This is a genomic window from Arachnia propionica, from assembly GCF_037055325.1.
Taxonomy (GTDB): Bacteria; Actinomycetota; Actinomycetes; order Propionibacteriales; family Propionibacteriaceae; genus Arachnia.
This window is the reverse complement of record NZ_CP146373.1, coordinates 3,029,473-3,043,409: the sequence shown is the minus strand read 5'-3', so window position 1 is coordinate 3,043,409 and position 13,937 is coordinate 3,029,473. Positions and strand designations below refer to the sequence as shown.

Sequence of the window (13,937 nt, the reverse complement as noted above, 5' to 3'; positions counted from 1 at the left end):
AACCGACCATCCGTTCGGTGGCCGCCCCTAGGGTGCATCCGCGTTTCAGCCCTGGAGGGTGGCTGCCACCTGTCGTGCCCGGTTTTCCCACGAGTGTCCTTCCCGGCGGGCCAGGACTGTCTGCCTCATTCGCTCTATCTCTCCAGGGTCGTTCTGGAGTCGTGTGAGCAGCTCGACTAGGGCGTCGGAGGTGTTGTCGATGACCCAGCCGAGGGATTCCTCTTCGACCTTCCTGCCGGTGAGGGTTTTCTTCGTCGCGAGGATCGGCTTGCCTGCCCCGATGTACTCGAACAGTTTCACGGGAACCGCGAGTTGGCGGTACTCCATCGGTTCGATCATGAGAGACGCGATGTTGGCGTCATGGAAGTAGTCCAGCAGAGCTGGCCCGTGGGCGTGGACCACCGTGATTGCCGGGCACGCCCATTGCGCGTATTCGTGCTGGGCGATGTCCCATTCTTCAGGTCGCACGCACACAGTAAGTCGGACGTCGATGCCCTGTGAGCTGGCCTTCTTGACGCCCGCGAAGAGCTGGTGCATGCGGTAGTGCATCCCGATGCCGCCCACGTAGAAAATGGATATCCCAGTTTTCGGGCCGTCCACCGGGGCTGAGTATCCGTGTCCCGGCGGTAGCGCCGAGAACGGAGTTCGCCCCAAATCAAGATACGCGGCCATTTCAACGCTTGGCAGGAAAACGTGATCAACCTGATGTCGCAACACCTGAATGTCCCAGCCGTAGGCGAGCAGGGCGGCCTCGCGTTTGGGGAATTTTACGGATTTTTTGTACTCGGGAAATCGCCAGTAGACATCTCGGAGGAAGTGGCCGACCGGAATGTGATGACGTCGCAGCTTTCGGAAGAGGAGGGGGTCCAGGAGCGGTCGGGTGGGGAGGTGGTTCGGGTTCGTCATGGACATGGGCATGGTGGAGGATTCCGAGTAGCAGAAATCGAACCGGGTTCCCTGCCGTAGGGCATGACGGACATCGGCGGCACGTTGGGCGCGTTCCTTGGTGAATCCCGTTACATCCCAGACCTCGTAGCCCAGTTTCTCGAAGGCTCGCTTCATCTGCACGGGTCGGATGCCCGACGCTGATGTTGCATCCTCCGTGAGCGGTAGCGGGTGATGGTAGATCATGCGCTTCATCGTGATCGGCTCCAAATCAAGGTGTGGCAGGGTATCTGACGGTGTCCGCCCAACGAATTCGTGCGGTGCGTTTCCCGGGCCCTGAGGGTAAGGATCTGAACCTCGGGGGAATCGCTTCGCAGGGCGTCGAACAGATGCTGCTTCTCACATCTTTGCGGGTGCGTTGTCCAGCAACGTTCGTGCCACCGTGAACGCGGCTGTTCCATCACCATAAGGTGCGGTGGGGTCAGCGGGTGGGTTGTTTCGGGTGGCGGTCTCGGCCAGTCGCTCCAGGTTCGGATCAAGAACGTTCCATCCATTACGGATGGTCTCCACCCATTCGGTTTCGGTGCGAACTGTGGTGCACACCGTGCCCAGCAGGAAGGCTTCTTTCTGCAAGCCCCCCGAATCGGTGATGACTCCTGCGGCGTTCATCACTGCCGCGACCATATCCGGGTAAGCCAGGGGTTCGATGAGATGCAAGTTCTCCAGGGTGATTCCGAGGTCGCCGGAATCCAGTCGCGCTTTCAGCCTCGGGTGGGCGGGAAGATACACGGGAACATCCAGGGAGTTCAGTGATGTCAGGATCGTGCGCAAACGATGCGGGTCGTCCGTGTTTTCCGCGCGGTGGATAGTCGCCAAGACGTAACGCTGACCGCTGGGAATGCCTGGAACGGTGCGCTGAGCGGCCACAACGGAATCACGGACCTGCAGACAGACATCAGTCATGACGTCACCCACGAGTATGGATCGGGTGGCCAGGCCCTCGTCGGCCAGGTGCGCCATCGCGTCGGCGGTGGGGGCCAGGCACAGGTCCGCGGCGTGATCTGTCAGGACACGGTTGTGTTCTTCCGGCATGCGTCGATTGAAGGAACGCAACCCTGCTTCCAGGTGGGCCACTCGTAGATGAAGCTTGACGGCGGACAGGGTCCCGGCGATCGTGGAATTGGTGTCGCCGTAGACCAGGACCCAGTCAGGCTCAAGGCCGGAAAGCGCAGGGTCGAGTTCCTCCAACATTCGCCCTGTCATCACACCGTGGCTGCCGCCGCCGACGCCCAGGTGCAGGTCCGGGGCGGGGATCCCCAGCTCCACGAAGAATGACTCCGACATGTTCACGTCGTAGTGCTGGCCGGTGTGGATGATCCTGTGGTCTATCCCCTCGGCCTCGAAAGCCTTTGCGATGGGGGCTAGCTTCACGAACTGCGGGCGGGCGCCAACTATGCTGACAACGCGCACAGTAACCTCATTCTGTCGGGAGTGCGATGCCGTCAGCTTAGCGTAGGAAGGCGGCGCGACCGATTCGTCGGCCGCGCCGCAGAGCCTCCTTTGGGTCTTCTCAGAACACCAGCACCAGTTTGCCGACGTTGTTTCCGGACTCGAGGATCTGGTGCGCCCGGCGCACCTCGTCGAACGGGACGCGGGTCTCGGGGGCGGGGCGGATCTCGCCGTTGCCGATCCTCGGCCACACCGTCTCCTGCACCCGGGAGCAGATCGCGGCCTTCTCCGCGACCGGACGGAACCGCAGCGACGTGGCTGTGATGGTTCCCATCTTCTGCAGCAACAGACCGAGGTTGAGGGTGCCCTTGGTGCCGCCCTGGAGGCCGATCACCACCATGCGACCGCGTTTTGCGAGTGCCTTGACGTTCGCCTCCAGGTATTTGGCGCCCATGATGTCCAAGATCACGTCCGCGCCACGACCTCCGGTGGCCTCGCGCACCCCGTCGACCCAGTCGCCGTGGTAGTCGAGCGCGACCTCGGCGCCGTGGGCCAGGCAGTGCCGCAGCTTCGGCTCGCTGCCGGCGGTGGCGACGACACGCGCGCCGAGGGATTTCGCGTACTGGGTGGCGAAGGTGCCGACCCCACCAGCTCCGCCGTGGACCAGCAGCGTCTTGCCGGTCTTCAAACCGGCGACGTCCATGTTTGAGACGACGGTGGCGGCCACTTCCAGTAGGCCCGCGGCGGTCACGAGATCCACTCCGGGGGGTGGGGGAACCAGCTGTCCCTCGGGGACGACGAAGTACTCCGCGTAGCCGCCGCCCGCGAGCAGCGCCACCACCTCGTCGCCGATCCTCCAGCGGGTCACACCGGCGCCGATCGCCTCGACGACACCGGAGGCCTCCAGACCGATGATGTCGGTGATGCCCTTCGGGGGCGGGTAGTAGCCGCGGCGTTGCAGCAGGTCGGCGCGATTCACGCCCGCGGCGACGGTGCGCACCAGCACCTCGCCCGGCTGGGGGGTGGGGGTGGGGGTTTCTTTGATGGTCAGGGCCTCGACGTCCCCGGGCTCCTCGACGATGACAGCTCGCATGGGAGGAAGTCTATGTGGGGATCCGCGCACCTGTCGTGAGGAAACCGCCCGGGACCTAGTCCAACCTCCGGGACCCCGTCCAGCAGTCCGGGACCCCGGCCAACCTTCGGCCACCCGTCGAATCCGGTTTGCTGGCCTTAACGCCGGTTTGCTGGCCTTGCTGATGTTTGCTGGCGTCACAGCGCAGGCAAACGTGAACAAGCCCAGCAAAACCGGATCAAGGCCAGCAAATGGGTTGTAAGGCCAGCAAAACCGGTGGGAGGGGACGGGGCGGTGGGGCCTGGTGTGGCCGCTCAAGGGGTGGGGAGGTGTCGTGTCCGTTTTGTTCAAGACGATGACTTCGGGCGGTCAATAGCGTGGTCACATGGCTCTCACACTTGGTTTCATCGGGATCGTCACCTCCGACATGGCCGCGTCGCTGGCCTTCTACCGCGCCCTCGGCGTCACCATCCCGACCGGCTCCGACGACGCCCCGCACGTCGAGGCGACACTCGACGGCGGCACCGTCATCGCATGGGACACCGTCGATGTCATCCGCGGGTTCGACGCCGGCTACACCATCCCAACGGGTGGGCATCGCATCGCCCTGGCCTTCGACATGGGCAGCCCGGGGCAGGTGGACCGCGTCTATCACGATCTCGTGGCGGCTGGGCATCACGGACACGTCGAACCGTGGGACGCTCACTGGGGGCAGCGTTACGCCACGCTCCACGACCCCGACGGCAACTCGATCGACCTCTACGCCTGGCTGCCCGCCACCTGAGCCGGGGTCCGGCCCACCAGGAGCCGGAAATCGCGGGTCATGTGCGCCTGGTCCGCGTATCCGGCGACGTGCGCCACATCGGCCAGGGCTAGTTGTGGCTCGGGCTGCTCCTTCGTCGCGGCCCGGCTCAACCAGTGCGTGGTGGCCGGGCCTGCGAGGAATCTGCGTCCTGGCTTCATCAGCGACAGAGCCCGTCGCATCCGTGCGACCCGCACCAGGGCGCCGTAGCCGTACCCGAAGGTCGCGAGCATTCGGCGTCGCAGGTGCCGGGCGGACCAGCCGATCTCCCCGGCCACCTGCGCGGCACCGGCCCCGGTAGCGGCGGCGCGACGCGCCACCCCGGCCCAGCCGTCGACAGGGGAGGCCAGAAGGTCGCTCCCGGGAGCGGCTCCGAAGGAGCGAAGAGCACGCAGAACCCGCGCGACCTCCGCAGTGCGGGCCGCTCCGACGACATCCCGTAGCGGGTCGGCCAGGTCGCGAACCTCGGCGGGGTTGAACCGCAGCACCCCGGCCGCCAGCCCGGGGGTGAACCGGATCCCGATAGTCTCGCCGACATCGGGGCTGGTGGGAATGCACACGGTGGAGGGGCCGGCCAGGTGGACGTCGTCGCCGCGCAGGATGACGTCAATGCACCCGTCGGCGGGAATGATCGTGGCCACCGCGCCCCGCGACCGCCACACCGTGCGCCCGCGCCCCAGGGAACCTTCCGTGTACACGTCCCCTATCCTCTCGCACGCCGACTCGACGGGCTGTGAGCAGAGAAGTTTCGCTGGCCTTAACACTGGTTTGCTGGCCCTGATGTCGGTTTGCTGGGCTTGTTCACGTTTGCCTGCGCTGTGACGCCAGCAAACATCAACAAGGCCAGCAAATAGGTGATAAGGCCAGCAAACTGGGGGAGGGGTGGGGAGGGGTCATGCGACCTCGTCCGGCCAGGTGAGTCGTCGATGCGATGTGAAACGCCGTTCGCTTCCGTCGATGGGGTCGGTGAAGGACAAGTCCCGGGCCAGCAGCCGCAGCGGGGTGGTGAAGTCGTCGATGTCCACATCCGAGATCACCGGATAGAGCGGGTCGCCGAGCAGCGGCAGTCCGAGCTGATTGAAGTGGGAGCGGATCTGATGGGTCCGGCCGGTTCGGGGACGGACCTCGTAGCGGGCCCACGCGCCGCGCACCTCGATTACGTCGATCCACGTCTCCGAGTTCGGCGGCAGATCCAGGGTCTCGGCCTGCAGCACCCCCACGCGTTTGACCAGGTGTGACCTCACCACCCGCGGGAACCCGACGTCCGGGTCGAAGGGGGCGATGGCCTCGTAGACCTTGCTCGCCTCGCGGCGCGCGAACACGTCCTGATACGCCGAACGCCACCGCTTCCCCGTGGTCATCAGCAGCACCCCGGCGGTGCCGCGATCCAACCGGTGCGCCGCCGACAATTCCGGCAGCCCCGTGGTCGCCCTGCCTTTCACAACGGCGCTTTGCAGCACGTGCCTGCCGCGTGGAATGGTCGACAGGAAGTGCGGTTTGTCGAACACGACGATCCGGTCGTCGCGGTGCAGCACCTCCAACGCGCCCGGCACCTCGGCTTCCGGTCGCAACTCCCGGTGGAACCAGACGAAGGTGTTGGGCCGGTATGGTTCGTCGCCCCGCCACGGCGCACCGTGCTCGTCAACGAAGTCGCCGCGAGCCAGCATCGGGTCGACGCAGTCGCGACCGGGTCCCAGCTTGTCGAGCAGAAATTCCCGCATCGTCGCCCACGGTGCGGGCGCCCCGCGGTCGGGGGTGCGGACCCATGCGGCCTGCAATCCGTGGCGCGGCGGAAGCGGAGACTTGGGTGGCACTGTTCCATTCTCCCGGGTGACGTCGGTTGAGGCGACCCGCGAGCGTCAGCGAGCCGGTCGCACCAGGACCAGCTGATCGTGGGCGGATCTGCTTCTCGGCTGTCGGAGCTGTCGGCGTGGACTCTGTGGGGTCGCTTCCTGTTCAGTTCATTCCTGGGGGTTGTAGGCGCAGGCGTTGGTGACTTGTTCTGCTGTGGATGCGGCGGCTGTGGGTGGTGCTGAGGGTTGTTCTGGTGGGGTGGTTGTTGTTGGTTCGTTGGTGTGGGTTGGTGGGGTGATGGCGTCGTGTACTCGTGTGCGGGTCAGGGTGAAGTCTGGGTTGGCTGACACGAACCCGTTCTGGCCATCTACGAAGGCCAGTCGGGAGACTGAGGCGTCCTTGACCTTGACGGCCAACTGGGCGACGAGGGCCAACACCTCCTGGGGGATGTCGGTCATGACCATGTCTGAGGAGGCCTGTGCGATGCCCTCGTAGCGGGTGAGCATCGTCAGGGGGTCTGCTTGTTTGATGACCGCGTTCACCAGGCAGGACTGACGAGCCATGCGGTCGTAGTCATCGGAATCGAAACGGCTTCGCGCGTACCACATGGCGTTGTAGCCGTCGAGGAGCTGGTTCTCGCCGGGCTGGACCCATCCGTGTGGCCGCTTTCCGGTCTGGTGATCACCGCCGATGGGGAGCTTCCGGTTGACGTTCAAGCGCACGCCGCCCATGGCGTTGATCAGCCGTTCCAGGCCGTCGATGTTGACCAGGGCGAAGTAGTGCATGTGTAGTCCGGTGATGCCCTCGATTCCTTGTTTCAGGGCTTCTGCTCCGGGGTAGGTGGGGGTGGGGGTTCCGAGGGCTTCTATCATGTCGGGGTGGTCGCCGGCGACGGTTTTCTCCCAGAGTGCGTTGACGTACCATTCGGCTTCGTCGCCGGTGCCGCGGAAGCCGCGTGGGAACAGTTGTGCCAGTTTGCTGCCTTCTGGGAAGGGTGTGTACTTCAGGTTTCGGGGGATCTGGATCAAGGTGGTGTCGCCGGTGGTGGTGTCGATGGAGGCGACCATGATGGTGTCGGTGCGAGGGGTGTAAACGCTGTTGCCTGCATCTTTGATGCGGGTGCCTGTGCTGTCGGCGCCGAGGAGCAGGATGTTGAGTCGTGGGGTGTCTTTCCAGGGGTTTTCGGCGTTTGTGTCGATGTTGGGGCGGCTGCCTGCTGTGACATCGTCTCCGGTGATTGATCCCAGGAGTTGTAGTTGGGACAGGGTGTAGCGGGCGCCGACTGCTAGGGGTGCGGAGACGACGAAGGTGAGGGCGATGACCAGGCCTGCTCCGATGGCTCGTTTTGTGGTGGTGAGGCCTTTGGGGCGGGTGATGAGGTGGGTCAAGGCGATCAGGCAGGCCCACCCCACGGCGGTGATGATCAGGACCACCAGGGCGCCGCGCAGGAGCCCGGGCCTCAGAACCCAGCCGATTGCTCTTTCGGGGTTCATGACGGCGCGTACGGCCAGCCAGATTAGGCCTCCTAGGAAGCCGACCGGGAGGAGTACTCCCAGGATTTTTGCCCAGCGTTGTCTGGCTCCTGCGAGTCCGAGGCCTGGTAGGAGGGTGCTGGCGATGGTCAAGGTGGTGCAGCGTCTGAAGGACCTGTCCAGTCTGCTCCCGGCGCCTGCAGCATGCTTCGGAGCCGAAGCGCCCCGGGAGCTGTGTGAAGCAGTCCGTGTGCCGCTTTCCTGCGAGTTGTCGAATCTGCGTTGTGAGGAGGACGTGCCGCGTTGTGCAGAATTCCCGGTGACCTCCTGTGACGTGCGCTTCGACGTCTGGTGTGGGTGGATGGATGTCTGCTCGAGATCGGACTCGCCACGTGAACGGTCAGAGATGTCGTCGTGTGTACGTTCCGGGTCGCCGCCGCGAAAGAGTCGCGGGTACCTCGTATCGGACAACGCCCTCTCCTCTCGCCTCGCGACTCAGTGTACGCGCCGTGTCGACCAAAAGGATGACGAGCGCGGTTCTGCTTGCCCCGCGGGTGGCGCAGCCGCGACGATCCGCGACGCGGGGCTGTCGGCGGGCACAACGGAGTGAGGTGGGGCTCCGTGCCACGTTCGACCCACTGTGCCTTAGGATGGGTTCCGCGGATGATCCCGTATGGCGAGATCGCATAGTGGACTAGTGCAGCCGCCTTGAAAGCGGCCGAGGGGCAACTCTCCGTGGGTTCGAATCCCACTCTCGCCGCTTTCCGCCGGGTCGCTTCCTGTTCAGTTCATTCCTGGGGGTTGTAGGCGCAGGCGTTGGTGACTTGTTCTGCTGTGGATGCGGCGGCTGTGGGTGGTGCTGAGGGTTGTTCTGGTGGGGTGGTTGTTGTTGGTTCGTTGGTGTGGGTTGGTGGGGTGATGGCGTCGTGTACTCGTGTGCGGGTCAGGGTGAAGTCTGGGTTGGCTGACACGAACCCGTTCTGGCCATCTACGAAGGCCAGTCGGGAGACTGAGGCGTCCTTGACCTTGACGGCCAACTGGGCGACGAGGGCCAACACCTCCTGGGGGATGTCGGTCATGACCATGTCTGAGGAGGCCTGTGCGATGCCCTCGTAGCGGGTGAGCATCGTCAGGGGGTCTGCTTGTTTGATGACCGCGTTCACCAGGCAGGACTGACGAGCCATGCGGTCGTAGTCATCGGAATCGAAACGGCTTCGCGCGTACCACATGGCGTTGTAGCCGTCGAGGAGCTGGTTCTCGCCGGGCTGGACCCATCCGTGTGGCCGCTTTCCGGTCTGGTGATCACCGCCGATGGGGAGCTTCCGGTTGACGTTCAAGCGCACGCCGCCCATGGCGTTGATCAGCCGTTCCAGGCCGTCGATGTTGACCAGGGCGAAGTAGTGCATGTGTAGTCCGGTGATGCCCTCGATTCCTTGTTTCAGGGCTTCTGCTCCGGGGTAGGTGGGGGTGGGGGTTCCGAGGGCTTCTATCATGTCGGGGTGGTCGCCGGCGACGGTTTTCTCCCAGAGTGCGTTGACGTACCATTCGGCTTCGTCGCCGGTGCCGCGGAAGCCGCGTGGGAACAGTTGTGCCAGTTTGCTGCCTTCTGGGAAGGGTGTGTACTTCAGGTTTCGGGGGATCTGGATCAAGGTGGTGTCGCCGGTGGTGGTGTCGATGGAGGCGACCATGATGGTGTCGGTGCGAGGGGTGTAAACGCTGTTGCCTGCATCTTTGATGCGGGTGCCTGTGCTGTCGGCGCCGAGGAGCAGGATGTTGAGTCGTGGGGTGTCTTTCCAGGGGTTTTCGGCGTTTGTGTCGATGTTGGGGCGGCTGCCTGCTGTGACATCGTCTCCGGTGATTGATCCCAGGAGTTGTAGTTGGGACAGGGTGTAGCGGGCGCCGACTGCTAGGGGTGCGGAGACGACGAAGGTGAGGGCGATGACCAGGCCTGCTCCGATGGCTCGTTTTGTGGTGGTGAGGCCTTTGGGGCGGGTGATGAGGTGGGTCAAGGCGATCAGGCAGGCCCACCCCACGGCGGTGATGATCAGGACCACCAGGGCGCCGCGCAGGAGCCCGGGCCTCAGAACCCAGCCGATTGCTCTTTCGGGGTTCATGACGGCGCGTACGGCCAGCCAGATTAGGCCTCCTAGGAAGCCGACCGGGAGGAGTACTCCCAGGATTTTTGCCCAGCGTTGTCTGGCTCCTGCGAGTCCGAGGCCTGGTAGGAGGGTGCTGGCGATGGTCAAGGTGGTGCAGCGTCTGAAGGACCTGTCCAGTCTGCTCCCGGCGCCTGCAGCATGCTTCGGAGCCGAAGCGCCCCGGGATTCGCGGCGCGTCCCGGTCTTCTTCTTCGCGTCATCACGTGACCGACTCGACCTGCTGGTCGATGACTCCCGCCGCTTTTTCGAGGAATCCTTGTCGCCGCGGGGCGTGGGTGTCGCCGCGCCCTTCGGTTCCTGATCCGAGACCTTGTGGGGACGGATGGACGTCTGCTCGAGTTCGGACTCTTCTTGTGGCCACCCGGTGGCGTCGTCGCGTCGACGTGCCGGGTCGCCACCGCGGTAGAGGCGCGGGTAGTTGTTGTCGGGCAAGACGTCTCCTTCTCTCGCGTCGCGGTTCAGTGTACTTGGGGGGTCGGGTGACAGGATGACGCTCGCGATGTCCGCGAAGAGGCTGTGACGCACCGGTTGCCGGTCTCGTCATGCCTCGGCTAGTCTGTAGCGCGCTGGAGGTGTCGCCTAGTCTGGTCTATGGCGCCCGCCTGCTAAGCGGGTTTGGGGCTCAACCCCATCGCGGGTTCAAATCCCGCCACCTCCGCCAGCGTCTCAAGGCCCCGGTTTCTTCCGGGGCCTTGAGGTTGTAACGGTGTATCTCACCGCTCCGGGCGGCGCTCACGCTGTTTTGCCAAGCCGGGGGATGGGTCGTATAGTTACTCCTCGCCCGCGCTCGTAGCTTAATGGATAGAGCATCTGACTACGGATCAGAAGGTTGGGGGTTCGAGTCCCTCCGAGCGCGCTACGCATCAGGCCTCGTCTCCGGAATCTCCCGGTCGCGAGGCCTTTTCCGTTGCCCCAGATATGTGTTGTCATGGGGACCATGAGTCATCCCAGCGACCCGAACCCCACCCCGGAGAAACTACTGGCCGGCGTAATCGCAAACCACTTCACCGGTGCCCACGTGGCCGAGGAGGACGGCGTCCAGATCGTGCGGCTGGGGGATGGGCTGCCCGTGATCGAATGCCACATCAACTCGTTGCAGGAGGAAGCGCCCCACGGTGCTTTCATCACCCTCGACATCCACGGCGGCGCGCTCGGAACCCCGGGGGCCGTCGTCACGGCCAGTGGTTATGGCGATGACATGTACCAGGCGCTGGTCACGGCTGGATGCAACTGGGCCTGTGCGTTCGGGCCGGTGCTGCTCACCGCGATCGGACGGGCTGATCTCATCGGCACCGAGGATCCCGACGTGGAGCAGTTCGAGGCCACCCTCCAGGGTCGGAGGTATCTCGTCACCATGGGCAGCATCGACCGCAGCGTCAACGTGCCGCTCGAGGCGGCGAAAACCTACCGCCAGTGGATGGGCGGTTCCCGGGCGCTCACGACGAAGGTGCTCGCCAGCGGCACCATCCCCGCCACCCGCGGCAACGACATCATTCCGCTCGGCTGTTTCCTCGGCGTCGGCCCGGACCTGATCGCTGAGGTCAAGCTCGGCTCCGGCGACTGGGCCCCAGGACGAGCGGTCCTGGCCGACGGGCCGACGGAACTCGAGGGCATCCTCATGCTGCGTGAATGGGCGCTCCTGACGCCACTCGAGCCCGCTCCCCGCATCACCCGCGACGACCTGCAGCGCACCCTCGATCTGCTGCGAAACGCCTCCGAGGATTCCCGGGACGAGGCCGGCTGGATCGGTGGTCGCAACCACGGAATGCGGCTCGGTGCCCCCGGATTCACCTCCGCCATCCCGCTTCCCTCGGACGCCCGGTGGTTCGTCGACGAGGTCGCCGCATCCGGGGCCGGCCCCGGCTACGGCCTCGACCTGCGCCCGATCACCGAGGGCTGGCTGCACCTGGCGCAGGCTGGCTGCGGATCCCAGTGGGCGCTCGATCTGACCGACGGGTCGGTGGCACTCGATTCCCGGTTCTGCGACGGGGAGTTCCGGCGGGTGTCGACGGGATTCGTCGCCTGGTACGAGGCGTGGCTGGACAACGCGATCCGCGGTGGCGGGCCCTACGCGCAATGGGACTACTCGCTGGATGCGGCCTTCAAGGTGCTGGCCGAGGCCGCGCAGGAGAACGGCGTCGACGCACTCCCCGAACTCGGCATGGAAGTGGTGATTCACTCCCCGGAGGACCAGCTCGTCGGTCCCTGTCACGGCTGCGAATCAACCTACGCCCGCTACGGGGTGCCGAGCACCGCCTTCGCCCTGAAGGAGTGATGGACCCGCCTGGACGCGATCCGGGTGCTTGCCCTCGCGGCCCGGTGTGACAAGCGTCGCACGGTGCCTGTCAGTGGTGTCCCCCAGGTGTCCCTGAAATGTTCTCAGATCCCCTGGAACAAGGTTGAAATAATTTTCACACTCCTCTTGGATAATTGCCGGGAAGGGGCTCCTCGAGCCCTGGAAGCAACTGAGAGGAGACAACATGAAACGTCGTTCAGTGCTCTCGCTGGCGGCCGGAGCAGTCCTGGCTTCAGGCGCCGGAATCGCCCGCGCCGAGGGCAGGACGGTGCCGTTGAACGATGTCCCGGTCCATCAGATCCCGGCCAACCCTGCGACCCGGGAGGAGCAGCTGAAGCACCTGTTCGAGGACATGTCCAGGAAGAACGATTACGCGTGGGGTTCCCACCGTGCCGAGACCGGCCCCGGGCAGCTGATTATGGGCAACAACGCCAGAGGCACCAACACGCCAAGCTGGTGGTACGAAAAGCTTGTGCGCAAGGACTTCTATACGGATAAGCTGTGGGAGGCGATCACCCCCTGGATGATTGCCGTGACCCATCACGATGCGTCGGTGAGCAATGTCCGGGTCCAGATGAGCAAGTACATCCTTAACATCCTCCACCGCTCCGACAACACGTGGCACACCGTCGTCGTCAAGCCGGTGGAGGGCAGCTACTGGGAAGGCACCGACCTCGGCGGGAAGGCCAAGGACGACGCAAAAGCGATCCCCAGCGAGGACGGGCTGTACACCTCTGTCAACGTCAAGGTCGGTGAAACCTTCCACGGCTGGACCGGAAGTTTCACATATGACACCGGTGACATCCTGGCGATGCACGCCAAGATGGCGGCCCGCCTCGTGGTGGCGGACTCGGCGAAACCCGACAACCTCGACAAGGCACGCGTCCAGCTCCAGATGGGGGTGGATTACTACCCACACCTCGGAGTGCTGGTTGATGACCCGCGGCTGGAGCTGACGGAAGGAAAACCGTACTTCCCGGGAGTCGGTGTCAGCCGGGCCAAGATGATCACGCGCAACTGGGGCACCTACCAGTTCGCCACCGTCTACGCCACCAACGCCGAGACCGGGGGAGTCGACGGCGACCCGGGTGGCGGTCTGACCGAGCAACAGTTCCGCGACAACCCGCCGCCGCTGTGATCCGTGGAATTCAACACGACCGGGCCGGTCCGCTGTGTGCGGGCCGGCCCGCTAGATGTCGGAGAACTCCCCGAAAACCCTTGCCAGAAGGCATATCATGGCCGGGGAGGAGAATCATGACAGCGATCTGGGCTCACCGCGGAGCATCGGCATACGCCCCCGAGAACACCATTCCCGCCATCCAGCAGGCGATCGAGATGGGTGCGGACGGCGTCGAACTCGACGTGCAACGGACCATCGACGGACATCTCGTGGTCATCCACGACGAAACCATCAACCGCACCTCGAACGGATTCGGCAGGGTGGCCGACCTGACCCTGGAGCAGCTGCGGTTGTGCAACTACAGCAACGGTTTCGTCGGACACCGGAAGGTGCAGATCCCCACCCTCCGGGAGGTCCTCGAACTGCTCGAACCCACCCGGCTGCACATCAACCTCGAACTGAAAAACAGCATCGAGCTGTATCCCGGCATGGAAAACGACGCCCTGACGATCGTGCAGGAAGCCGGGATGCTCCACCGGGTGCTGTTCTCGTCGTTCAACCACTTCGCCCTGGCGAACCTGCGCGGGGCGGTGCCCCCGGAATGCCTCGGCCTGCTGTACTCCGACGGCCTCTACGACCCGTGGTGTTACGCCAACGTCTTCGGGGCCAGGTTCCTCCACCCGCACTTCTACGCACTTCAGCAACCCAACTACATGTGGCTGTGTCACGAGGCCGGGGTGGGGGTGAACGTGTGGACCGTCGACAAGAACGAGGACATCCGCTCCCTCGCGGCGCTGGGGGTCGACGCTGTCATCACGAATTTCCCCGACCGCGCCCGCCGCGCCCTGGAACGCCCCTACCTCTGAGAAGGCGCGGAACCTCTAGGGT

Annotated in this window: 11 protein-coding genes and 3 tRNA genes; 7 read left to right on the top strand and 7 right to left on the bottom strand. The window is 64.6% G+C overall.

Going from position 1 to position 13,937, the window contains the following annotated elements; translation table 11 throughout:
• Positions 1 to 45: 45 nt before the first annotated feature.
• The 3 genes from V7R84_RS14090 to V7R84_RS14080 all read right to left on the bottom strand — a co-directional run bounded on the left by V7R84_RS14090 (position 46) and on the right by V7R84_RS14080 (position 3,427).
• On the bottom strand, positions 46 to 1,131 hold the full coding sequence (locus V7R84_RS14090; protein ID WP_338570129.1) for a glycosyltransferase: 1,086 nt from the start codon (positions 1,129 to 1,131) through the stop codon (positions 46 to 48).
• Positions 1,132 to 1,284: 153 nt separating this feature from the next.
• Positions 1,285 to 2,355 (bottom strand): non-hydrolyzing UDP-N-acetylglucosamine 2-epimerase, encoded by a 1,071-nt coding sequence (wecB, locus tag V7R84_RS14085; protein WP_338570127.1) that lies wholly within the window; start codon positions 2,353 to 2,355, stop codon positions 1,285 to 1,287.
• Positions 2,356 to 2,455: 100 nt separating this feature from the next.
• Positions 2,456 to 3,427 carry an NAD(P)H-quinone oxidoreductase gene (locus V7R84_RS14080; protein ID WP_338570124.1) on the bottom strand — a complete coding sequence of 324 codons (972 nt, stop codon included), beginning with the start codon at positions 3,425 to 3,427 and terminating at the stop codon, positions 2,456 to 2,458.
• A gap of 364 nt (positions 3,428 to 3,791) precedes the next feature.
• Between V7R84_RS14080 and V7R84_RS14075 the strand changes: the two genes are divergently transcribed.
• Positions 3,792 to 4,190 carry a VOC family protein gene (locus tag V7R84_RS14075; protein WP_338570121.1) on the top strand — a complete coding sequence of 133 codons (399 nt, stop codon included), beginning with the start codon at positions 3,792 to 3,794 and terminating at the stop codon, positions 4,188 to 4,190.
• Here the strand turns inward: V7R84_RS14075 and V7R84_RS14070 are convergent.
• From V7R84_RS14070 to V7R84_RS14060, 3 genes are all read right to left on the bottom strand, one after another.
• Positions 4,166 to 4,906, bottom strand: coding sequence for a hypothetical protein (locus V7R84_RS14070; protein ID WP_338570120.1), 741 nt, complete (start codon positions 4,904 to 4,906; stop codon positions 4,166 to 4,168). The two genes, V7R84_RS14075 and V7R84_RS14070, sit on opposite strands and share 25 nt — an antisense overlap.
• A 195-nt stretch (positions 4,907 to 5,101) precedes the next feature.
• Positions 5,102 to 5,929 (bottom strand): pseudouridine synthase, encoded by an 828-nt coding sequence (locus tag V7R84_RS14065; protein WP_338573923.1) that lies wholly within the window; start codon positions 5,927 to 5,929, stop codon positions 5,102 to 5,104.
• Positions 5,930 to 6,169: 240 nt separating this feature from the next.
• Positions 6,170 to 7,945, bottom strand: coding sequence for an LCP family protein (locus V7R84_RS14060; protein WP_338570118.1), 1,776 nt, complete (start codon positions 7,943 to 7,945; stop codon positions 6,170 to 6,172).
• Between the two features lie 204 nt (positions 7,946 to 8,149).
• Between V7R84_RS14060 and V7R84_RS14055 the strand changes: the two genes are divergently transcribed.
• A tRNA-Ser gene (locus V7R84_RS14055) sits at positions 8,150 to 8,234 on the top strand.
• A gap of 28 nt (positions 8,235 to 8,262) precedes the next feature.
• Here V7R84_RS14055 and V7R84_RS14050 read toward each other — a convergent pair.
• Complete coding sequence (locus V7R84_RS14050; protein WP_338570115.1) at positions 8,263 to 10,065, bottom strand: LCP family protein; 1,803 nt, start codon at positions 10,063 to 10,065, stop codon at positions 8,263 to 8,265.
• Positions 10,066 to 10,201: 136 nt separating this feature from the next.
• Here V7R84_RS14050 and V7R84_RS14045 point away from each other — a divergent pair.
• The 5 genes from V7R84_RS14045 to V7R84_RS14025 all read left to right on the top strand — a co-directional run bounded on the left by V7R84_RS14045 (position 10,202) and on the right by V7R84_RS14025 (position 13,915).
• A tRNA-Ser gene (locus V7R84_RS14045) sits at positions 10,202 to 10,294 on the top strand.
• Between the two features lie 122 nt (positions 10,295 to 10,416).
• Positions 10,417 to 10,489 (top strand) — tRNA-Arg (locus tag V7R84_RS14040).
• 81 nt (positions 10,490 to 10,570) lie between these two features.
• A complete protein-coding gene (locus tag V7R84_RS14035) occupies positions 10,571 to 11,908 on the top strand; it encodes an SMI1/KNR4 family protein (protein ID WP_338570113.1) in 1,338 nt (445 codons plus the stop codon).
• 205 nt (positions 11,909 to 12,113) lie between these two features.
• Complete coding sequence (locus V7R84_RS14030; protein ID WP_338570111.1) at positions 12,114 to 13,067, top strand: hypothetical protein; 954 nt, start codon at positions 12,114 to 12,116, stop codon at positions 13,065 to 13,067.
• A 116-nt stretch (positions 13,068 to 13,183) separates the two neighbouring features.
• Positions 13,184 to 13,915, top strand: coding sequence for a glycerophosphodiester phosphodiesterase (locus tag V7R84_RS14025; RefSeq protein WP_338570110.1), 732 nt, complete (start codon positions 13,184 to 13,186; stop codon positions 13,913 to 13,915).
• Positions 13,916 to 13,937 lie beyond the last annotated feature (22 nt).

Excerpts from the sequence above, each read along its gene's own strand:
- V7R84_RS14090 (WP_338570129.1), bottom strand. The coding sequence starts at position 1,131 with ATGATCTACCATCACCCGCTACCGCTCACGGAGGATGCAACATCAGCG.
- V7R84_RS14080 (WP_338570124.1), bottom strand. The coding sequence starts at position 3,427 with ATGCGAGCTGTCATCGTCGAGGAGCCCGGGGACGTCGAGGCCCTGACC.
- V7R84_RS14075 (WP_338570121.1), top strand. The coding sequence starts at position 3,792 with ATGGCTCTCACACTTGGTTTCATCGGGATCGTCACCTCCGACATGGCC.
- V7R84_RS14065 (WP_338573923.1), bottom strand. The coding sequence starts at position 5,929 with ATGCGGGAATTTCTGCTCGACAAGCTGGGACCCGGTCGCGACTGCGTC.
- V7R84_RS14035 (WP_338570113.1), top strand. The coding sequence starts at position 10,571 with ATGAGTCATCCCAGCGACCCGAACCCCACCCCGGAGAAACTACTGGCC.
- V7R84_RS14030 (WP_338570111.1), top strand. The coding sequence starts at position 12,114 with ATGAAACGTCGTTCAGTGCTCTCGCTGGCGGCCGGAGCAGTCCTGGCT.
- V7R84_RS14025 (WP_338570110.1), top strand. The coding sequence starts at position 13,184 with ATGACAGCGATCTGGGCTCACCGCGGAGCATCGGCATACGCCCCCGAG.